The following is a 19,927-nucleotide window of genomic DNA, read 5'->3' as shown; positions in this document are numbered from 1 at the left end:
ATAGGCGCGGCCCTATCCATAATCTTCGTTCCGCCTTGCAGGCCCATCCACGAGGGAAACGACATGCTGATTCTGGTCACCGGCGCATCGGCCGGCTTTGGGGAAGCGATCGCGCGTCGCATGGTGAAGGACGGCCACCGGGTGATCGGCGTGGCCCGCCGCGCCGACCGCCTGGAGGCGCTGCGGCAGTCGCTGGGCGAGGCCTTCCATCCCGTGGCGCTCGACCTGTCCGACGAAGCCGCCATTCGGAGCCTGGTCGATACGCTGCCGCCGGAACTCCGGGCGATCGACGTACTGGTCAACAACGCCGGCCTGGCCCTGGGCATGGACAAGGCGCAGGCGGCCGACGCGCAGGACTGGCGCCGCATGATCGACACCAACGTCGTCGGCCTGACGCTGGTCACCCACGCGCTGCTGCCCGGCATGGTGGAGCGCAACCGGGGCCACATCGTCAACATCGGCTCCACGGCGGGCACCTACCCTTACCCCGGCGGCAACGTCTACGGCGCCACCAAGGCCTATGTGCGCCAGTTCAGCCTGAACCTGCGCGCCGACCTCGCCGGCACCGCCGTGCGGGTGTGCAACATCGAGCCCGGCATGGTGGGCGGCACCGAGTTCAGCACGGTGCGTTTCCACGGCGACGCGGCCGAGGCGCAGAAGCGCTACGTGGGCGTGGAGGCGCTCGACGCGAACGACATCGCCGAGACGGTGGCCTGGGTGACGGGACTGCCGCCGCACGTCAACATCAACTCGCTGGAAGTGATGCCGGTGGCGCAGAGCTTCGCGCCGCTGGCGATCCATCGGCAGGATCGGGCGGGTTGATCGAAGCCAGCGCGGGTTCGCCGCTCCGCCGGCGCGACGGCGTTCACTCCTGCTCGATCCGCGCCTTGACCGCGATGCGCTTCCACTGCGCAATGTCCTGGGCCTGAAAGCTCTTCATCTCCTCGGCGCCGCCGGCCATCGTCTCGGCGCCGAGACGCGCGTAGAACTCGCGTGTTTCCGGCAGCCGCTCGATCTGCGTGAACAGCGTCGCCAGCTTCTCGGCGGTGGCCGGCGGCGTCCGGGCCGATACCGTGGCGGCCACCCACACCGACGCGGCGTAACCCGCCAGCCCGGCTTCGGCGGTGGTGGGCACCATGGGCAGGGCGCCGGCACGGCGGTCGGCCGCCACCGCCAGGGCGCGCACCCGGCCACCCTTGACCAGTTCGAGGGCGGCGGTGATGTCGGCGAAGGACAAGTCCACCGTGCCGGAAGCCACCGCCGTCAGGGCCTCGGCGGCGCTCTTGAAAGGCACCTGGCGGGTATCGACGGCGGCCATGTCGTTGAAGAGTTCTGCCATCAGCTGGTAGCCCGCCGAACCCGAGCCGTAGTTGAGCTTGCCGGGCTCGGCCTTGGCCGCCGCCACCAGCTGCGCCAGGCTCTGGTAGGGCGAGGACGGCGGCACCACCAGCACGGCGGGGGCCCGCATCATCATCGACAGTGGCGCGAAGTCGCTCGCCGGGTCGTAGGGCAGCTTCTTGAACAGCGCGACGTTGACCGCGAGCGTGGAATTGCTGCCGATGAACACGGTATAGCCGTCGGCCGGCGCGTCGAGCACCTGCCGCACGGCGATGAAGCCGTTGCCGCCGGGCTTGTTGTCCACCACCACCGGCTGGCCGGTCATGTCCTGGAACTTGCGGGCGAAGTAGCGCGCCGAGGTGTCGGTGCCGCTGCCGGGGCCGAACGGCACGACGAAGCGGACCGGCCGGCTGGGGAAGTCGCCCTGGGCCGAGGCGGTGAGGGCGAAACCGCCGGCGAGCAGGCCGGCGGCAAGAAGGTCGCGTCGGGCGATGGTCATGGTGCTTTGTCACTTTCTCTTTTTGGTGATGGGCCTCGCGCCAGCCCGGCACGGGCTCAGGCGGCGGCGAGGTCGCGGATGAAATCGGCCACCGGCGCGCCGCTGTCGAGCAGCGCCTGGCCGATCACCGGATGCCAATGGGCCTCCGAGCCGTGGGCCAGGCGCCATTCCTGCAGCCGGCGGGTGTAGAGCTGCAGGTCGTATTCGGCGGTCACGCCGATGGCCCCGTGCACCGCGTGGGCGGTGGCGGCCACCGGCACCACGGCCTCGCTGGTGCGCGCCTTGGCGAGCGCCGCCTGCAGCAGGCCCGGCGCGGTGCCGGCGCCGAAGGCCGCGCGCGCCGCCAGCCGCGATGCGGCCACCTGCTCGGCCATCACCGACAGCTGGTGCTGGATGGCCTGGAACTTGCCGATCGACTTGCCGAACTGCGAACGTTCGTTGCCGTACTGCAGCGTCATCTCGAAAGCACGCGCCATGGCGCCGGCGATCAGGGCCGCGTGCAGGGCCGCGCCCCAGGCGCGCAGGGCCTGGCCGTCGCGGGCGAAGCGTTGTGGCTCGGCGGTGAAGCGCAGGCCGGCCGCCTGGCTGTGCGCGACGCCGGTCGGCAGGCGTTGCGCGTCCTGGCAGTCGAACAGCAACAGGGCGTCGCCATCGTCGGCCAGCACCGCCGTGGCGATGGCGCCGAAGGGCACCTGCGGGCAACACCAGCCGTCGGCCTCGCGCCGCAGGCCGGGCGCGAAGGTGAGCATTGCGGCCGGGCACGCGCCCTCCGGCAGCAGCGCCCGGGCCGCCATCGACTGGGCCAGCGGCAACGGCACCGCGTAGCGGCCGAGCAGCAGCGCCACCTCGAAGAATTCGTCGAGCGGCAGGCCGGCGCCGCCCGCCGATTCCGGTGCCAGCAGTTCCAGAAAGCCGGCTTCGGCGATGGCGCTCCAGAGCAACATCGGATCGTCGCCGGCCTCGATGGCGCGCACCACGGCGGGCGTGCACCGGTCGCGCAGGATGTCTTCCAGGGCTTCAGCGAACATGGCTCGGTCTCCTTCTCGTTGTCGGTGGTTCAGCGCAGGCCGAGGCCACGGGCGATCATTCCGCGCAGGATCTCGCGCGTGCCGCCACGCAGCGAATAGGTGGGGGCCACCTGGCTCACGTAGGCGCAGGTGCGCAACAGTTCGGCATCGACATCGGCCTGCGGGTCTTCGCCGAGCAGCGCCGAGATCACCGCCGGTATCTCCTGCTCGAAGGTGGTGCCGATGTCTTTCACCAGCGCGGCCTCGATCACCGGGCTCTCGCCGGCCGCGAGCCGGGCGGTGCACGACACCGACAGGTGCCGCAGCGCCGCCAGGTGCGCGGCGAAGCGGCCGACCGTCGCCAGGTGGCGAGACGCGTCGGGGCTGTCGCGCAGCACCTCGATCCAGCGGTCGAGCAGCACGATGCTCGAATACAGGCGCTCGGGACCGCTGCGCTCGAAGGCCAGCTCGGCATTCACCTGCTCCCAACCCTGGCCTTCGGCGCCGACCAGCGCGTCGGCCGCCAGCGACACGTCGTCGAAAAACACTTCGGTGAAGTGGGCGTCGCCGGTCAGGTCCTCGATCGGCCGCACCGTCACGCCGGGCAGCGACAGGTCGACGATGAACTGCGACAGGCCCTTCTGCCGGTCCTGCGGATCGCCGGAACTGCGGACCAACGCGATCATGTACTGGCAGTTCTGCGCATTGGTCGTCCAGATCTTGCGGCCGTTGAGACGCCAGCCGCCGTCGGCCGCCGGCGTGGCGCGGGTGCCGACGCTCGCCAGGTCGGAGCCGCTGTTGGGCTCGCTCATGCCGATGCAGAAGAAGGCCTCGCCGGCGCAGATGCGCGGCAGGTAGAAGGCCTTCTGCGCCGGCGTGCCGTACTTGGCGATGAGCGGGCCGCTCTGGCGGTCGGCGATCCAGTGGCCGGCCACCGGCGCGCCGGCGGTCAGCAGTTCCTCGACCAGCACGAAACGCGAAAAAGCGTCGAGCGCGGCGCCTCCGAACTCCTGGGGCAGCGTCACGCCGACCCAGCCGCGCGCGGCGAGCCGCCGGCTGAAGCCGGCGTCGAAGCCCATCCAGGATCGCGCCCGCACATCGGCGGGCAGCGTGGGCATTTCGGTGGCGAGAAAGTCGCGCACTTCGGCGCGGAAGGCTTGCGCGTGCGGTGGCACGGTGGCGTAGGCGAAGTTGTCGAGCAGGTTGGCCATCGGAGACTCTCGTGGATTCGGATCGAGCGCTCAGACCACGCCCGAGGCGCGCAGCCGGGCGATGGCGGCGGCGTCCAGGCCCAGGTGGGTGGACAGCACCGCGTCGGTGTGCTGGCCGAGCGTGGGCGCGGCGTGTTCGTAGTGGATCGGCGTGCCGGAAAAGCGGATCGGCCCGGCCACCGCCGGTGCGTCGACGCCTGTGGCGTGCGGCAGCTTCAGCTGCAGGCCGCGATGCCGCACCTGCGGGTCTTCGAAGACCTGCCGCAAATTGTTGATGGGGCCGCAGGGCACGTTGGCCGATTCGAGCAGTGCCACCCATTCGTTCATGGAACGGGTGGCGAGCACGTCCTGGATCAGCGGAATCAGCGCCTCGCGATGGCGGTTGCGCAGGGCCACGCTGTGAAAACGCGGATCGGTGCCCAGGTCCTCGCGGCCGATCACCTTGCACAGCGCGCGGTACTGGCCGTCGTTGCCCACCGCCACGATCACGTTGCCCTCGCGGCAGGCGAACACCTGGTAGGGAACCATGTTGGGATGCGCGTTGCCCATGCGCCGGGGCACCTTGCCCGACAGAAAGTAGTTGATCGCCTGGTAGGAGCTGACGGTGACCACGCAGTCGAGCAGCGAGATGTCGATGTACTGGCCCTCTCCGCTCACATGGCGATGCTCCAGCGCGCCCAGGATGGCGGTGGTGGCGTACATGCCGCAGAGCAGGTCGGTGATCGCGATGCCGACCTTCATCGGCTCGTCGCCCGGCGTGCCTTCGGGCTGGCCGGTGATGCTCATCAGCCCGCCCATGCCCTGGAAAACGAAGTCGTAGCCGGGCAGCGCGGCGTAGGGACCGTCCTGGCCGAAGCCGGTGATCGAGCAATACACCAGCCGCGGGTTGATCTGGTACAGGTCCTCGTAGGCCAGCCCGTAGCGCGCCAGCGTGCCGACCTTGTAGTTCTCGACCACCACGTCGGCCCACTCGGCCAGGCGGCGGATCAGCGCCTGACCTTCGGGCAGCGACAGGTCGCAGGTGACCGACTGCTTGCCGCGATTGGCGCTGAGAAAGTAGGACGAGTCGGCGGTTTCGCGGCCTTCGGCATCTTTCAGAAAAGGCGGGCCCCAGGCGCGGGTGTCGTCGCCCGCGCCGGGCCGTTCGATCTTGATCACCTCGGCCCCCATGTCGGCCAGGTTCTGGGTGGCCCAGGGGCCGGCCAGAACGCGGGTCAGGTCGAGCACCTTGATGTGCCCCAGGGCTTTCTGCATGGCGAGCCTCGTCGTTGGTCGAGCCTGCAGGTTAGGAAAGTGGGTCCGGCTTGTCCAATATTGAATCGGACGGATCCGATACGACAGCAGTATTGAATCTCGGTGCTTACCCTGAGCTTTCGACGGCGGCGATCAACGATCGGTATCGCCGGTCATCAAATCGATATTGGACCGCCTCACCCATCCGTCCTAAGCTCGCCCGTGTATTCAAGTCCATTCCACGGAGCAACATGGCCGACACCCCCAGCACCCTCCTCTACGAACAGTCCGGGCACATCGTCACCCTCACGCTCAACGACCCGGCCAAACGCAACCCGCTGACCGGCAACGGCCTGGTCGACGAGCTGCTGGCGGCCATCGCGCGCATCGAGGCCGACGACACCGTGCGCGCGGTGATCCTCACCGGCGCGGGCACCGCCTTCAGTGCCGGCGGCGACATCCGCACCATGCAGCAGCAGGCCGCCGACGCCGACGGCCTGCGCATCCGCCGCGACTACCGCGCCGGCATCCAGCGCCTGCCGCTGGCACTGTTCAACCTGGAGGTGCCGGTGATCGCGGCGGTCAACGGCGCGGCCGTGGGCGCCGGCCTGGACCTGGCCTGCATGTGCGACATTCGCATCGCGTCGGAGCATGCCAAGTTCGCCGAGAGCTTCGTCAAGCTCGGCATCGTGGCCGGCGACGGCGGCGCCTGGCTGCTGCCCAAGGCGATCGGGTTGGCGCGGGCATCGGAGATGTCGTTCACCGGCGAGACCATCGACGCGGCCACGGCGCTGGCCTGGAACCTGGTGTCGCGCGTGGTGCCGGCCGAGCAACTGCTGCCGACCGCGCAGGAGATCGCCGCACGCATCGCCGCCAATCCACCGCACGCGGTGCGCATGACCAAGCGCCTGATCCGCGAAAGCCTGCATTCCCGGCTCGACTCGGTGCTGGAGCTGTCGGCCGTGTTCCAGGCGCTCTCGCACCAGACGGCCGACCACCGCGAGGCGGTCTCCGCCTTCCTGGAAAAGCGCACGCCGCAGTTCGGCCGCTGAACGGCGCCGCGCCGCCACGCATCGCCCGGTCGCGACGAGGGGTCACGCTATGCTCCAGGACCCCGACCACGCGCCCTCCCGAGCGATACCGATGGACCTGCGACGCATCCGCCACTTCGTGGTGCTGGCGGAAACCCTCAACTTCCACCGTGCCGCCGAACGGCTGCACATGGCCCAGCCGCCGCTGTCGGTTTCCATCCAGAAGCTGGAGACCGAACTCGGCACCCGCCTGTTCAACCGCAGCAGCGCCGGCGTGACGCTTACCGAGAGCGGCCGCGCCGCGCTCTCCGACGCGCGGCGACTGCTCTTCCATACCGAGCAGTTCCGCGAGCAGGCCGCCAGCGCCGCCCACGGCACCACCGGGCGGCTGCTGGTGGGCTTCGTCGGCTCCACCAGTGCCGGCCTGCTGCAGCGTTTGGTGCCCTTGTTCCGTGCCGAATACCCTGGCGTGGAACTGGTGCTGCGCGAACTCACCTCGGCGGCCATCCTGCAGCAGATCGACAACGACGAGCTCGACGTCGGCCTGGTGCGCACACCGCTGCTGCAGCAGTCCTCCGCCCGCATCCTGCTGCTGGAGCAGGACCGCTTCGTCGCCGCCATCCCGCGCGGCAACCCGCTGGCCGCCCGCGCCGACCTGGCACTGGCCGAACTGGCGGGCGAGCCTTTCGTCATGTACAGCCCGGTGTTCGCCGCCGGCCTGCACAGCGCGGCCATGCTCGCCTGCCAGCACTGCGGTTTCGTGCCGCAGGTGGCCCAGCAGGCCACCCAGATCCAGACCGTGCTGGCCATGGTGGAGAGCGGCCTCGGCGTGGGCCTGGTGCCTTCGGTGACCCAGCGTTTCACCAGCCACAAGATCGTGTTCCGCGAGTTGACCGACCTGCCCGAGGTCACCCGCATCGGCCTGGCGCTGGCGCACAAGCCCGAGCGCGAAAGCGCCGCCGCGCAACGATTCCGGGCCACGGCCGCGCGCGAATACGGCATCTCTGGCTGAGCGCCGGCAGAGCGCCGGCGCGTTGCCGATCACTGCGTGAACGATTTGCGCGGCACCCCGCGCATCGACGAGATCAGCCAGCGGCCCGACTGCCGCACCAGCAGATAGCTGTTGGTGCCCTCCACCGGCGCCAGCGTGGCGCCGTCGGCCGAGCGCACGCCGGCCAGCACGAAGGTAGCCTCGGCTACCGCCACGTCGTCGGTGATGAACTTGATGCGCTCGACCACGGTGGAGGGCAGCGAGGCGTCGCGGTAGACACCCTGGCGCTGCTCCACGTAGAGCCGCAGGATCTCGTCGCGCCCGTAGGCCGTCTTGCCGGTGGCGCTGGTCAGTTCGGCGTCGGCCGCCAGCAGCCGGCCGTAGCCGGACACGTCCTGCGCGTTCCAGGCCAGGCGGCGGCCTTCGATGACTTCGCGCACGCCGCTGTCATCGCGGGCGGCGGACAGGCCAGACGGATCGGTCGCGCATCCGGCCGTGAGGGCCAGGCCGGCGAGCGAGAGGGCCGCGCCGGTCACGGCGAAAACGCCGCGTCGATGAATGGCATTGGTGGACATGGAAACTCCTGCCGGATCGGCATCGGGTGAATGAAAGAGAGAACGCGCCCCTCACTCGGGCTTGAGGTTGGCGCGCTTGGCCACCTGGCGCCAGCGCTGCAGCTCGGTGGCGGCGAAGTCGCGCAGCTGCTCCGGACTGGAGGCCTGCGCCTCCACGCCCTGGCGCGCGAACTGCGCTCGCGTGGCCGGTGCGTCGATCACCTTGCGCAACGCCTCGTTGAGTCGCGCGACGACTGTCGGCGGCGTGCCTGCCGGCGCCACCAGCGCCTGCCAGGAGGTCACGTCGACCTCGGGATAGCCCAGCTCGACCAGGGTCGGCAGTTCCGGCGCCAGCGGCGAGCGCTGGCTGGAGGTGATCGCCAGGGCGCGCACCCGGTCGCTCTGCACGAAGGGCTGCAGCGAGGAGAAGGCATCGAACAGCACCTGGATGTTGCCGGCCACCAGGTCGGTCATGGCCGGGCCACTGCCCTTGTAGGGCACGTGGGTCATGCGCAGGCCGGCGGCCTGGTTGAACGCCTCGGTGGCCAGCTGCAGCGAGGCGCCGGCCGAGCCGAAGTTCAGGCTGTCCGGCCGCGCCTTGGCCAGCTTCACCAGCTCGGCCAGCGTGCGCGCTTCCACCTGCGGGTTGACCGCCACGATCAGCGGCTGGCGCGCTGCCATCGAGATGAAGGCGAAGCTTGCCTGCGGGTCGTAGGGCAGCCTGGCGAAGGCGGCGGCGTTGACCGCCAGGGTGGAGATGTTGCCGATCATCAGCGTGTAGCCGTCGGGCGCCGACTTGGCGACGAATTCGGCGCCGGGCAGGCCGCTGGCGCCCGCGCGGTTCTCGGCCACCACCGGCTGGCCGAGCTCGGCAGCAAGCCCTTGCGCGAGCACGCGGCCGACCATGTCGGTCACCCCGCCCGGCGCGAAGGGAATGACGAGCCGGATCGGCTTGTTCGGCCAGGCCTGGGCGAACGCCGGCGCGGCGAGAGCGGCGAGGCCGCCGGCCAGCACTGCCCGCCGGCCGAGGGGGATGGGCGAAAACATCGGGTCTCCTTTTTTCTTGGATGGGTTCCTGCGCTCAGAAGGTGCCGGGGTAGGCACCGCCGTCGATCAACAGGTTCTGGCCGGTGATGTAGGCGGCCTGCCGGCTGCAGAGAAAGGCGCAGGCCGCGCCGAACTCGGCGGCATCGCCGAAGCGGCGCGCGGGTATCGCCTGGCGCCGCATGTCGACATAGGCCTCGTGTTCCATGCCCGCCTGCCGGGCGCCGGCCACCAGGTTGCCGGCCAGGCGGTCGGTGGCGAAAGTGCCGGGCAGCAGGTTGTTGATCGTCACGCCCGTGGGCGCCACCTGCCGCGCCAAGCCGGCGACGAAGCCGGTGAGGCCGGCGCGCGCGCCGTTGGACAGGCCGAGGTAGGGGCTCGGCGCCTTCACCGCCGTACTGGTGATGTTGACGATGCGGCCCCAGCCACGCGCGGACATGCCGTCGATGGTGGCGCGCATCAGCTCGATCGGGGTGAGCATGTTGGCGTTGAGCGCGGCCTGCCAGACGCCGGTGTCCCAGTCGCGGAAATCACCGGCGGGCGGGCCGCCCGCGTTGGTCACCACGATGTCGAATGCGCCGGCCGTGCCGAGCGCATGGCCGCTGGCCGCACCGAGCGCGCGGGCCCGGCCTTGCGGCTCGGTGATGTCGGCGGCCACCGCGGTCACCTGCACGCCCCAGCGTTGGCGGATGTCGTGCGCGGTGCCTTCCAGTGCGTCGGGGCCACGCGCCACCAACACCAGCGACACGCCCTCCTCCGCCAAGGCCTCGGCACAGGCGCGTCCGAGGCCTTTGCTCGACGCGCAGACGAGCGCCGTCCGACCTTCCAAGCCGTAGTTCATCGAACCATGTCTCCTCGGGATTGCAGGGCCTCGACGTGTCTCCGTCGATGGCGTGCATGGTCCTCCCGCGAATCGATCAGAACAATTCGGGTTTTGCCGAACGACTTATCTATTTCATTCTTTGCAATTTAATTTGCAAAGAAACCGATGAGTCAGTAGCGGGCGCCGAGCTGTTCGACCGCGCGCAAGGCGCTGGCCTGCAGCGGCATGAGGCGGGCGCAGTGCAGCAGTTCGCGGGTGATGGTGGCCACCGCCTCGTCGGTGAACTCGGCCGTATGGCCGGTCACGCCGATGCAGCCGAGCGCCCGGCCGCTCCAGCCCTTGAAGTTGACCGCGGCCGCGCTGAGTCCCTGGTAGTACTCGTCGCGCACCATCACCACGCCGCTGTCGGCGGCGGCGGCGAGTTCGCGGGCGAGCGTTTTCTCGTCGACGATGGTGTGCTCGGTCCACCGGCGGTACGGCGGCTCGCCGAGTGCGGCCTGGCGCTGTTCGGCATCTAGCGTGAGCAGCAGCGCCTTGCCGGGTGCGGACGCGTGCAGCGGGCCCTTGAGCCAGGTGCTGTAGTAGGGGCTGAGTGAGCCGGGGGTCTGCACCACCTCCACCACCAGGCGCTCCATGCCGAGGAAAACCACCAGGATCACCGTCTGCGAGATGCGGCCCGCGAGTTCACGCAGGATGGGCGTGGCCTCGCGGCGCAGCTGTTCGAGCGGGTGCAGCAGCGGCAGCGGCCGCAGGGTGGAGGGCGCGGCCAGGTAGCGCTTGCCGTCGGCACCGCGGATGACGCGGCCGTTGTCTTCGAGCTGGCGCAGCAGCCGCAGCGTGGTGCTCAGGTCCAGGCCGACTTGCGAAGCGATGTCGCCGAGCGCCATCGGCTGCGCGGCGGGAATCAGCAGGTCGAGGATGGCCAGCCCGCGCAGCAGCGTACCGGCCCGGGCGTCGGCGCCCTTGGCGGTGGCGGGTTCTGGCGCCGGGGTGGGCTCCGGGGCGGGCGTTGCCGGTGCGGCGGATCGTGGTCGGGGCATAGGAAAGCGGGCGATGAACCCCGAATGTAGCGCGCGCCTCAGGCCGTCCGGTACCGCTCCACCAGGGCCGGATCGGGGTCGCAGCCCAGGCCCGGCCCGGTCGGCACGGCCAGGGTGCCGTCGCGGCGCGCCACGCCGTAGTCGCCGAAGAGCGAGTTCTCCAGCCGCACGCCGAAGCATTCGATGCCGCCGATCAGCGCCGGGTAGCGCGACGCGAGCTGTAGCGTGGCGAGCAGGCCAGGGCCGAAATACGGGGAATGCGGTGCCAGCCGCTTGCCGGCGGTTTCGGCCAGCATCGCGACCTGACAGAACTCGGTGATGCCGCCGACCTTGGTCACGCTGGGCTGCAGGTAGTCGATGGCCTCGCAGGCGGCTGCCGGCCGGAACTGCCAGACGTTGGCGATGTTCTCGCCGACCGCTATCGGCACGTCGGTCGCCGCGCGGATGCGCATCAGGCCGTCCAGATCCTCGGGTGGCCAGACCGGCTCTTCCAGCCACTTCAGGCGATAGGGCTGGAGCTTGCGCGCCATCTCCACCGCTTCGGCGGCCGGCCAGGCGCAGTTGACGTCGACCATCAGGTCCACGTCCGGCCCGATCGCCTGCCGCGCGGCCGCCACCGCCTCCACCGTCACCTCGTGCAGCTTGATGCGACGGAAACCCCGCTCCAGGCTGATGCCGCAGGCGCGCGCCACGGTCTGGGGGTCGTTGAGCCGCAGCAGGCTGTTGTAGGCCACGACTTCGCTGCGGGATGCGCCGCCCAGCAGCTGCGCCAGGGGCATGCCGGCGCGCTTGCCCGCCAGGTCCCACAGCGCGATGTCCAGCCCGCTCAGGGCGTACTGCACCGGGCCGCCGCGGCCGAAGAGATGCAACGGCTTCTTCAGGGATTCCATGAGCCCGGCGATGTCGCGCGCGTCGCGCCCCATCGCCAGGGGCCTCACGTTCTGGATCAGCGCGGCGGTGGTGGCGGGAATGATGTTGTAGCCGAAGGCCTCTCCCCAGCCGGTCAGGCCGTCCTCGGTGGAGACCTTCACCAGCAGGTAGGCGAGCTGGTGCCAGGTGGTGCCGCCGAAGCCGGTGGGCGGGCCGTCGTGCTCGAACGGAATGGCGACGGGAATCGCCTCGATGTCGGTGATGCGCATGGACCCGCTTTCCTGGTTGTCGTGATCGCTTTTTTCAGCCGCCGAGGTAGATGCGGCTGATCAGCTCGCCCGCCTGCACTTCGGCCGGTGTGCCGTGGCCGCCGACGGTGCCGGTCTCGATGAGATAGCTGTAGTCGGCGTACTGGAGGGCTTCCTTCACCAGCTGCTCGACCAGCAGGATCGAAATGCCCGAATCGCAGAGCTCGCGCGCTACCTTCAGGATGCGGTCGATGACGATGGGCGCCAGGCCGCCGGAGGGCTCGTCGAGGATGAGCAGCTGCGGCTCGGCGATGATGCCCTGCGCCACCGCCAGGATCTGCTGCTGGCCGCCGCTCAGGCGCGAGGCGAGCTGGTGGCGCCGCTCGTGCAGCTCGGGAAACAGCTCGTAGGCGCGGCCCAGCCGGGAGCGGTCGCCGCTGCTCTTGCGGGCATAGGTGCCCACCAGCAGGTTGTCTTCCACGCTGAGCTGGGTGAACACCCGGTGGCCTTCGAGCACGTTGACGATGCCGGCCCGCACGATGGCGCGCGGGTCCAGCGCGCCGATGTCGCGCCCGTCGAACCGCACCTGCCCGGCCTTCTTGGGCACCAGGCCGCAAAGGGCGTGCAGCATGGTGCTCTTGCCCGCGCCGTTGCGGCCGAGCAGCACGACGAATTCGCCGCGCCGCACCTCGAAGTCGACGCCATGCACCACTTCGGCCTTGCCGTAGGCCACACGCAGGCCCTGCACCTGCAGCAGCACCGGGCTGTCGGTGCGGCCGGGCAGCGGCGCGGTGGAAAGGACGGACGAGCGCACGGCGTCGTCCAGGGGAATCGTGGTCGGCATGCTCAGGCTCCCAGGTAGACGCGGATGACTTCCGGATGGCGGCGCACCTCCTCGGGCGTGCCGTGGGCGATGTTCTTGCCCAGGTTCAGGGTGGTCACCCGGTTGCAGACGCGGAAGACGAAGTCGGTGTGGTGCTCCACCACCAGCACGCCCACGCCGCTGTCGCGCAGGGTGAGCACGATGCCGGCGAGCTGCTCGATCTCGTGCTCGGTCAGGCCGCCGGCGGGCTCGTCGAGCAGCACGAAACGCGGCCGCATGGTCAGCCCCCGGGCGATCTCCAGGAAGCGCTGCTCGGCATGGTCGAGCAGGTTGGCCTTGCGGTCGAGCATGTGGCCCAGGCCCACGCCGTGCAGCATTTCGGCGGCCAGGTCGCGGGCGGCGCGGGCCTCGCGGCGTGCCTTGGGCAACGCCAGCGCGCTGGAGACGAAGCCGGCGGTGGTGTGTTCCCAGCCGCCGAGCATGGCGTTGTCGAGCACGCTCAGGCTGCCGAGCAGGCGCGGCTTCTGGAAGGTGCGGGCGATGCCCATGCCCGGGCGACGCTGCACCGCCGCGCCGGTGAGGTCCTGGCCGTCGACCGTGATGCGGCCCTGGTCGACCTTGTAGAAGCCGGTGAGCAGGTTGAGAAAGGTGGTCTTGCCGCTGCCGTTGGGGCCGATCAGGCCGTGCACCTCGCCGCCGTGCAACGAAAGCGACACCGAGTCGACCGCGCGCACGTTGCCGAAGCTGCGGCTGAGTTCGTGGGCTTCCAGCAGGTGGCGGCCGGCCGCCACCGGCACGGCCGCGACCCGGGGCGCTTCGGCGGACATCAAGGTGGCGGCGCTCATGCCTGCGGCTCCTGGCGCAGGGCGGCGGCCAGGCGCGCCAGGTCGGGCGCCACCACCTGCTTGACGTTGCGGCTCGGATGCAGCTTCTCGCGCAGCACGCCGATCAGGCTGCCCATGCCCTCGGGAATCAACAGCACCACCGCCAGCAGCAGCGCGCCGTAGAAGAACTGCCCGAGCTTGGCCAGCGGCGCCACCACCTCCGGCAGCGCCGTCAGCACGATGGTGCCCACCAGCGGCCCGAGGATCGCGCCCCGCCCGCCGATCACGATGCAGATGAAGAAGAACATGCCCAGCTCGAAATGGAAGGTGTCGGGCGTGATGTAGCTCTGCAGGGAGCCGAACAGCGCGCCACCGATGGCGGCCGTGGCCCCGCTGAAGGTGTAGACGGTGAGCTTGATGCCGAAGGCCGGCACCCCCGTGGAAGCGGCGGCGACCTCGCTGTCGCGCAGCGCCACCATGGCCTTGCCCCACATCAGCCGGGTGACGTTCCAGGTGAGCCAGGTCACCGCCACCGCCAGCCCGGTGACCAGCCAGTAGAAGCCGCGCAGCGAGTCGAACGGCGCGCCGAAGGCCGGCACCGGCAGGCCCGCGCCGCCGCCGGTCAGGGTGTCCTGCGCCAGCAGGAACTCGCCGACGATCATGGAGAAGGCCAGCGTCGCCATCGCGAAGTAGAAGCCCGGCAGCCGCAGCGAAGGAAGACCCAGCACGAAACCGCAGCCCGCCCCGATGACGCCGGCCGCCGCCAGCGCGACGAAGGGCGGCCAGCCGTGCGTGCCGGCCAGTATCGCGAAGGCGTAGGCGCCTATCGCCAGCAGCGCCACGTGGCCCAGCGACAGCAGGCCGGTGTAGCCCACCACCAGGTTGAGCCCCGCCACCAGGATCCAGAAGGTGGCGATGAGCGCGGCCAGGTGCAGGTGGTAGTCGTCGCCGGCCCAGAAGGGCAGCGTGGCCAGCGCCACCAGGCCGACCGCCGCCAGCGCCAGGCGCCGGCCCGGATGCGGGCGCGGCGAGTCGCCGCCGGCCGCCGGCACCTGGGTCGCCGGCAGGGAATGGGTGGTGGCGTTCATACGAGTCGGGCCTTCTTGTTGCCGAAGAGACCTTCGGGCTTGAGCAGCAGGAACGCCATCAGCAGGCCGACCGCGATGGTCTGCTGGTAGGCACCGCCGAAGTAGTAGGTGGCGACACTGGTCAGCAGGCCCAGCAGCACCCCGCCGACCAGCGCACCGCTGTTGCTGCCCAGGCCGCCCACCGCCAGCGCGATGAAGCCGTTGAGCGTGAGCGACAGGCCGAGCGCGAAGTAGGCGTAGGTGAGCTGCGCCGCCGCGAAGCCCGCCACCCCGCCGATCAGGCCGGCGATGGCGTAGCTCGCGGCCCGCACCCGGTCGGTGGCGATGCCCCGGGCGCGCGCGGCGAAGGGGTCCTCGGACACCGCGATGAAGATCTTGCCGAAGAGCGTGCGCCGGTAGAACAGCTCCAGCGCGACCGTGATCAGCACCACCGCGGCGATCGGCAGCCAATACTTCTGGTCCCACGGACCGGCGGTGAAGTCCTGCGCGATGAGGCGCGGAAACGGCTTGGGCTCGGTGCCCCACCACAGGCCCACCGCCTGCTGCACGATGGTGGCCAGCGCCAGCGTGCTGAGCAGCCACAGGTGCTCGTCGGAGCGGGCCAGCACGCGGCGGATCGCGACGATCTCGGTGAGCAGGCCGAAGACCAGCGACACCGCCAGCGCGCCGAGCAGGCCGATGCTCCAGTGCATCTTGAGCTCGCCGATCAGGAAGGCCGCCGCCACGCCGCTCAGCATGAAGATGTGGCCGGTGGTGACGCTCAGCACCTTGGAGGTGGAATACATCACGTTGTAGGCGAGCGCTGCCGCCGCGTACAGCGCTCCCATGGCCAGGCCGGTGACCAGCACCGTCAGCATGGCCGCCGCTCCCCGGCTCGATACGCGAGGCCGGCCTTCATTGCGGCGCCCTTTCGAAGCTGCCGTCCTTGAAGGTGCTGGCGCGGTTGATGGCGATGCCTTCGTCCGGGAAGCCGTTGCGTTCCTTAAGGCCGTACGAGTAGAACGGCGCGTAGACGCCCGGCAGCTTCTGGGTCTTCTCCAGCGCCGCCTGGATCTTGGCCGGATCGGTGGAGCCGGCGGTGCGGATCGCGTGCTCGATCACCTTCACCGTGTCGTAGCCCATGGCCACCCACCAGAAGGTGAAGTCGATCTTGCCGCCGAGTTTGGGCTTGATCGCCTCCATCAGCTTGCGGGTGGCCGCGGGCAGCTGGCCGTTGGCGTCGTAGGTGGTGCTGGCGTAGCCGACCGAGAAGGTGTTTTCCCAGTAGCCGGGCGCGTTGAGCAGCGCCTTGATCGGCGTGCCCATGATGGCCGGATGGCCCACCACCGGCACGTTCCACTGCATGTCGCCGCGCGCGTTGAGCACCCGCGCCAGCAGGCCGGTGGCCGCCGACCACGGCATGACCACGTCGGCGCCGGCCTCGCGCGCCTTGGTCATCTCGTCGGTGAGGCTGGTCTTGTTGGCGTCGACCACCACCGAATACACCGGCTTGATGCCCTGCGCCTCCAGCAGCGCTGCGGCCTTCTTGGCGGTGGCCACGCCGTAGCCGGTGGTGTCGGCGATGATCGCCACCTTGGTCTTCTTCAGCGTCTTGGTGGCGTAGTCGTTGCCGTTGCGCACCCACTGCTCGTTGCTGCTGATGACCCGGAAGGCGCGCGGATACTTCACCGGGTCGATCAGCTCGTCGACCGAGCCGATCACGATGTTGGGAATGCCCGCGCGCGACACCACCGGCACCGTCGCCAGCGATTCGCCGGAGTTGACCGGGCCGATGATGAAGGCCACCTTGTCGCTGTGGATCAGCTGGTTGGCCAGGTTCACCGCCTTGGTCGGGTCGCCCACCGTGTCGCGGGTCAGCAGTTCGAGCTTGCTGCCGTTGATGCCGCCGGCGTTGTTGATCTCGTCGATCGCGAACTGCACGCCCTGGTTCTCGGCGATGGCGGCCGACGACAGCGCGCCGGTCAGCGAGGACAGCCACCCGATGCGGATCGGGTCGGCCGCGTGCGCCGCCAGCGGCACGGCGAAGGCCAGGGAAATAAAGGCGCCGGACAGCGCCCGGTTCAGCACGGTTCTGCGGTTCATGGTCTGTCTCTTTTTTCGTTGGAGGGAAGCGGAAAGCGCAGGCGCGCCGTCAGGACGAAGGCCCCTTCTTGGCCACGCCGGCCACCGCGAAATGCTGCGGCGGGATCTCGTTGACCATGATCCGGACCGCCTCCTTGGGCGCGCCCAGCGTGGTGTGCACCGCCTCGGTGACGGCGGCATACATCGCCTGCTTCTGCTCGTCCGAGCGGCCGGCGATGAGCGTGATCTGGATGATGGGCATGGGTTGTCTCCTGTCGTTGGTATGAAGGCCGAAAGCGGCGGATGTCAGGGCGCGACGCGCCACGCGTCGACCGCGTTCCAGTCGAAGCGGAAACCGGTGCCCGGGCCTTTCGGCAGGTCGACCAGGCCGTCGGCGCCGAGCACCATGCGCTCCTGGAACATCGGCTCGAACCAGGGCATGTGTTCGGCGTAGATCGCGTTGGGCGCCGAGGCCACCAGGTGCAGGCTGTGCTCGGTGAAGATGTGTGGCGCGACGGGGATGTCGAGCGTGGCCAGGTAGGCCATGGCCTTGCGCATCTCGGTGTAGCCGCCCATGCGCTGGAGGTCCGGCATCATGATGTCGGCCGCCCCGGCCTCCACCATGGCGCGCACGCCGTAGCGGGTGTATTCGGTCTCGCCGTTGGCGATGGGCGTGTCGAGCGCCCGGGCCAGCGCGGCGGTTTCCTTGTGGCACCACGTGGGCATGGGCTCCTCGAACCAGGCCAGGTCGAAGGGCTCCAGCGCCCGGGCCAGGCGCAGCGCCGCCACCGCCGACAGGCTCTGGTTGGCATCGGCCATCAGCGTGAAATCGGCGCCGATCACCTCGCGCACCGCCGCCACCCGCTCCACGTCGTCCTGCCAGCGGGCCGAACCCAGGCGCATCTTCATCGCCTTGAAGCCCTGCCGCACGAAGCCGGCGGCCTCGGCGCGCAGTTCGTCGATATCGGCCGACAGCCACAGGCCGGCGCTGGCATATACCGGCACCCGGTCGCGGCAGGCGCCGAAAAGCTGGTAGAGCGGGCGTTCGGCGGCCTGGCCGATGAGGTCCCAGCAGGCGATGTCGAGCGGGTTCATCGCCAGCACCGCCACACCCGCCTGGCCGTAGAAATTGAGCGACTTCAGCATGCCGGCCCAGATGGCTTCCACGTCGTGCGGATCGCGGCCGACCAGGTGGCCCCTGAGGCTGGCGCACATCTGCGCGATGGCCTTGAGCTTCTCCAGGTCGAAGCAGAAGCCGTAGCCCTCGCCGGTGAGACCCGCATCGGTGTCGACGCTGACCATCAGCGTGGCTGCCCGGCTGATCTCGTGGATGGCCGTGCGCAGCGGCTTGGCCAGGGGAAGTTCGATGAGGGCGATGCGCACATCGGTGATGCGCAGCGAGGGGTGGCTCACGGATCGGTCTCCTGCGGATGCTCGGCGTCATCCAATGGCGGCAATTTTTCATCCAAAGCAATTTTTCTTGTGCCCTGTAAAACCCCAATGAAACAAAAACAGTCATTCAGCGACACTTTCATTTCATTCATTGGATATCGCCATGCCCACTCCAACCCTTCGCACCGGCGGCCAGATCCTGGTCGACCAGCTCCGCATCCATGGCATCCGGCATGTGTTCTGCGTGCCCGGCGAGAGCTTCCTGGCGGTGCTCGACGCGCTGCACGATTCGGATATCGAGGTCACCGTCTGCCGCCAGGAAGGCGGCGCGACGATGATGGCCGAGGCCCACGGCAAGCTCACCGGCCGGCCCGCCGCCTGCTTCGTGACACGCGGGCCGGGCGCGACCAACGCGGCGCCAGGAATCCACATTGCCCGGCACGACTCCACGCCGCTGCTGGTGTTCGTCGGCCAGGTCGAGCGCCACGTGCGCGAACGCGACGCGCTGCAGGAGCTCGACTACCGTGCCACCTTCGGGCCTCTGGCCAAATGGGCCACCGAGATCGACGAGCCCGGCCGCATTCCGGAAGTGGTGTCGCGGGCGGTGCACCTGGCGGTGTCCGGGCGCTGCGGCCCGGTGGTGATCGGCCTGCCCGAGGACATGCTGCGCGAACAGGCCGCGACCGAGGACGCCGCCATGGCGCACGCGGTGCAGGCGCATCCCGGTCCCGACCAGGTGGCCGAGCTGCTCGCCACGATCGCCAAAGCCAAACGGCCGCTGGCGATTCTGGGCGGTTCGCGCTGGACCGAACAAAGCGTGCAGGCCTTCGCGCGCATCGCCGAGTCGCTGCAGCTGCCGGTGGCGGTGTCGCTGCGGCGGCAGATGCTGTTCGCGGCCGACCATCCCAACTACGTCGGCGACTTCGGCTATTCCATCTCGCCCGGCCTGCGCGCCTGCTTCGAGCAGTCCGACCTGGTGCTGCTGCTCGGCGCGCGCATGTCGGAAGCGCCCAGCCAGGGTTACACCCTGTTCGGCATTCCGCGGTCGTCGCGCCGGCTGGTGCATGTGTTGCCGGATCCGGCGGAGCTCGGCAGGGTCTACCAGGCCGACCTGGAAATCTGCGCCACGCCCGAGGCGCTGGTGCAGGCGCTGTCTTCGATCGAGCCCGACACCGACCCGGCGCGCGGCGACGCCTTGCGCCAGGCCCGCCAGGCGCAAATCGCCTACGCCGACCCGGCCTCGGTGCGCTCGCCGGGCGATCTGCAGATGGCCGCCGTCATGGCCCACCTGGCGCAGGTGCTGCCGGCCGACGCCATCGTCTGCAATGGCGCGGGCAACTACGCGATTTGGGTTCACCGCTTTTTACCGTTCCGCCGCTACGGCACCCAGTTGGCGCCAACCTCCGGCTCGATGGGCTACGGCGTGCCGGCCGCCGTGGGCGCCAAGCGCCTGCATCCGGAACGCACGGTGGTGGCGTTCGCCGGCGACGGCTGCTTTCTGATGAACGGGCAGGAATTCGCCACCGCCGTGCAGTACGGCCTGGCGATCGTGGTGATCGTGGTGGACAACGGCATGTTCGGCACGATCCGCATGCACCAGGAGCGCGAGTACCCCGGACGGGTCAGCGCCACGCAGCTGCGCAACCCGGACTTCGCGGCCTATGCCCGCGCCTTCGGCGGGCACGGCGAGACGGTCAATCGCACCGACGAGTTCGCGGCCGCCTTCGAGCGAGCGGTGGCGTCAGGCCTGCCGGCCATCGTGCATTGCAAGGTCGACCCGGAAGCCCTGACGCCGGCCGCCAGCCTGAGCGAGATCCGCGCCGCGGCGGTGGCGGCCGGGCGCTGATGCG

21 protein-coding genes are annotated in these 19,927 nt (G+C 69.8%); 4 read left to right on the top strand and 17 right to left on the bottom strand.

Features of this window, described 5'->3' with window-relative positions:
• Nucleotides 1-63: 63 nt before the first annotated feature.
• A complete protein-coding gene (locus R9X41_RS07065) occupies nt 64-822 on the top strand; it encodes an SDR family oxidoreductase (protein ID WP_318634175.1) in 759 nt (252 codons plus the stop codon).
• A 43-nt stretch (nt 823-865) separates the two neighbouring features.
• On the opposite strand, the gene R9X41_RS07060 is transcribed toward R9X41_RS07065, so the two are convergent.
• Genes R9X41_RS07060 through R9X41_RS07045 form a run of 4 tightly spaced genes read right to left on the bottom strand, consistent with a single transcriptional unit; the run spans nt 866 to nt 5,309 of the window.
• Entirely contained in the window at nt 866-1,837 is a 972-nt protein-coding gene (locus tag R9X41_RS07060; RefSeq protein WP_318634174.1) for a Bug family tripartite tricarboxylate transporter substrate binding protein, read from the bottom strand.
• Between the two features lie 56 nt (nt 1,838-1,893).
• On the bottom strand, nt 1,894-2,865 hold the full coding sequence (locus R9X41_RS07055) for an acyl-CoA dehydrogenase family protein (RefSeq protein ID WP_318634173.1): 972 nt from the start codon (nt 2,863-2,865) through the stop codon (nt 1,894-1,896).
• Between the two features lie 29 nt (nt 2,866-2,894).
• Nucleotides 2,895-4,055, bottom strand: coding sequence for an acyl-CoA dehydrogenase family protein (locus tag R9X41_RS07050; protein ID WP_318634172.1), 1,161 nt, complete (start codon nt 4,053-4,055; stop codon nt 2,895-2,897).
• Between the two features lie 30 nt (nt 4,056-4,085).
• The gene (locus R9X41_RS07045; RefSeq protein ID WP_318634171.1) at nt 4,086-5,309 is read right to left on the bottom strand and encodes a CaiB/BaiF CoA transferase family protein; all 1,224 of its coding nucleotides are present in this window, start codon (nt 5,307-5,309) and stop codon (nt 4,086-4,088) included.
• Nucleotides 5,310-5,539: 230 nt separating this feature from the next.
• Between R9X41_RS07045 and R9X41_RS07040 the strand changes: the two genes are divergently transcribed.
• On the top strand, nt 5,540-6,340 hold the full coding sequence (locus R9X41_RS07040) for a crotonase/enoyl-CoA hydratase family protein (protein ID WP_318634170.1): 801 nt from the start codon (nt 5,540-5,542) through the stop codon (nt 6,338-6,340).
• 91 nt (nt 6,341-6,431) lie between these two features.
• The gene (locus R9X41_RS07035; protein ID WP_318635168.1) at nt 6,432-7,331 is read left to right on the top strand and encodes a LysR substrate-binding domain-containing protein; all 900 of its coding nucleotides are present in this window, start codon (nt 6,432-6,434) and stop codon (nt 7,329-7,331) included.
• Nucleotides 7,332-7,360: 29 nt separating this feature from the next.
• Here the strand turns inward: R9X41_RS07035 and R9X41_RS07030 are convergent, their stop codons facing one another.
• The 13 genes from R9X41_RS07030 to R9X41_RS06970 all read right to left on the bottom strand — a co-directional run bounded on the left by R9X41_RS07030 (nt 7,361) and on the right by R9X41_RS06970 (nt 18,220).
• The gene (locus R9X41_RS07030) at nt 7,361-7,885 is read right to left on the bottom strand and encodes a YybH family protein (protein ID WP_318634169.1); all 525 of its coding nucleotides are present in this window, start codon (nt 7,883-7,885) and stop codon (nt 7,361-7,363) included.
• A 51-nt stretch (nt 7,886-7,936) separates the two neighbouring features.
• The gene (locus tag R9X41_RS07025; protein ID WP_318634168.1) at nt 7,937-8,911 is read right to left on the bottom strand and encodes a Bug family tripartite tricarboxylate transporter substrate binding protein; all 975 of its coding nucleotides are present in this window, start codon (nt 8,909-8,911) and stop codon (nt 7,937-7,939) included.
• Nucleotides 8,912-8,945: 34 nt separating this feature from the next.
• Complete coding sequence (locus tag R9X41_RS07020; protein WP_318634167.1) at nt 8,946-9,749, bottom strand: SDR family oxidoreductase; 804 nt, start codon at nt 9,747-9,749, stop codon at nt 8,946-8,948.
• A 152-nt stretch (nt 9,750-9,901) separates the two neighbouring features.
• Nucleotides 9,902-10,771, bottom strand: a complete 870-nt coding sequence (locus R9X41_RS07015; RefSeq protein WP_318634166.1) for an IclR family transcriptional regulator — start codon at nt 10,769-10,771, stop codon at nt 9,902-9,904.
• Between the two features lie 38 nt (nt 10,772-10,809).
• The gene (locus R9X41_RS07010) at nt 10,810-11,910 is read right to left on the bottom strand and encodes a mandelate racemase/muconate lactonizing enzyme family protein (protein WP_318634165.1); all 1,101 of its coding nucleotides are present in this window, start codon (nt 11,908-11,910) and stop codon (nt 10,810-10,812) included.
• Nucleotides 11,911-11,944: 34 nt separating this feature from the next.
• On the bottom strand, nt 11,945-12,733 hold the full coding sequence (locus R9X41_RS07005) for an ABC transporter ATP-binding protein (RefSeq protein WP_318634164.1): 789 nt from the start codon (nt 12,731-12,733) through the stop codon (nt 11,945-11,947).
• A gap of 2 nt (nt 12,734-12,735) precedes the next feature.
• A complete protein-coding gene (locus R9X41_RS07000; protein ID WP_318634163.1) occupies nt 12,736-13,557 on the bottom strand; it encodes an ABC transporter ATP-binding protein in 822 nt (273 codons plus the stop codon).
• Entirely contained in the window at nt 13,554-14,624 is a 1,071-nt protein-coding gene (locus tag R9X41_RS06995; protein ID WP_318634162.1) for a branched-chain amino acid ABC transporter permease, read from the bottom strand. The genes R9X41_RS07000 and R9X41_RS06995 overlap by 4 nt, the downstream gene beginning before the upstream one ends.
• Entirely contained in the window at nt 14,621-15,481 is an 861-nt protein-coding gene (locus R9X41_RS06990) for a branched-chain amino acid ABC transporter permease (protein ID WP_318634161.1), read from the bottom strand. The genes R9X41_RS06995 and R9X41_RS06990 overlap by 4 nt, the downstream gene beginning before the upstream one ends.
• Nucleotides 15,482-15,518: 37 nt before the next feature.
• Nucleotides 15,519-16,706, bottom strand: coding sequence for an ABC transporter substrate-binding protein (locus R9X41_RS06985; protein ID WP_318634160.1), 1,188 nt, complete (start codon nt 16,704-16,706; stop codon nt 15,519-15,521).
• A 49-nt stretch (nt 16,707-16,755) separates the two neighbouring features.
• The gene (locus R9X41_RS06980) at nt 16,756-16,947 is read right to left on the bottom strand and encodes a 2-hydroxymuconate tautomerase (protein WP_318634159.1); all 192 of its coding nucleotides are present in this window, start codon (nt 16,945-16,947) and stop codon (nt 16,756-16,758) included.
• Between the two features lie 44 nt (nt 16,948-16,991).
• Nucleotides 16,992-18,098, bottom strand: a complete 1,107-nt coding sequence (locus tag R9X41_RS06975) for a mandelate racemase/muconate lactonizing enzyme family protein (RefSeq protein ID WP_318634158.1) — start codon at nt 18,096-18,098, stop codon at nt 16,992-16,994.
• Nucleotides 18,095-18,220, bottom strand: a complete 126-nt coding sequence (locus R9X41_RS06970; protein ID WP_318634157.1) for a hypothetical protein — start codon at nt 18,218-18,220, stop codon at nt 18,095-18,097. The genes R9X41_RS06975 and R9X41_RS06970 overlap by 4 nt, the downstream gene beginning before the upstream one ends.
• A 20-nt stretch (nt 18,221-18,240) precedes the next feature.
• Here R9X41_RS06970 and R9X41_RS06965 point away from each other — a divergent pair, with 20 nt between their 5' ends.
• A complete protein-coding gene (locus tag R9X41_RS06965) occupies nt 18,241-19,923 on the top strand; it encodes a thiamine pyrophosphate-binding protein (protein WP_318634156.1) in 1,683 nt (560 codons plus the stop codon).
• The last annotated feature ends 4 nt before the right edge of the window (nt 19,924-19,927 follow it).

This window comes from Xylophilus sp. GOD-11R (genome assembly GCF_033546935.1).
In the GTDB taxonomy this organism is placed as follows: domain Bacteria; phylum Pseudomonadota; class Gammaproteobacteria; order Burkholderiales; family Burkholderiaceae_C; genus Xylophilus.
This window is presented reverse-complemented; position numbering and strand designations above follow the sequence as displayed.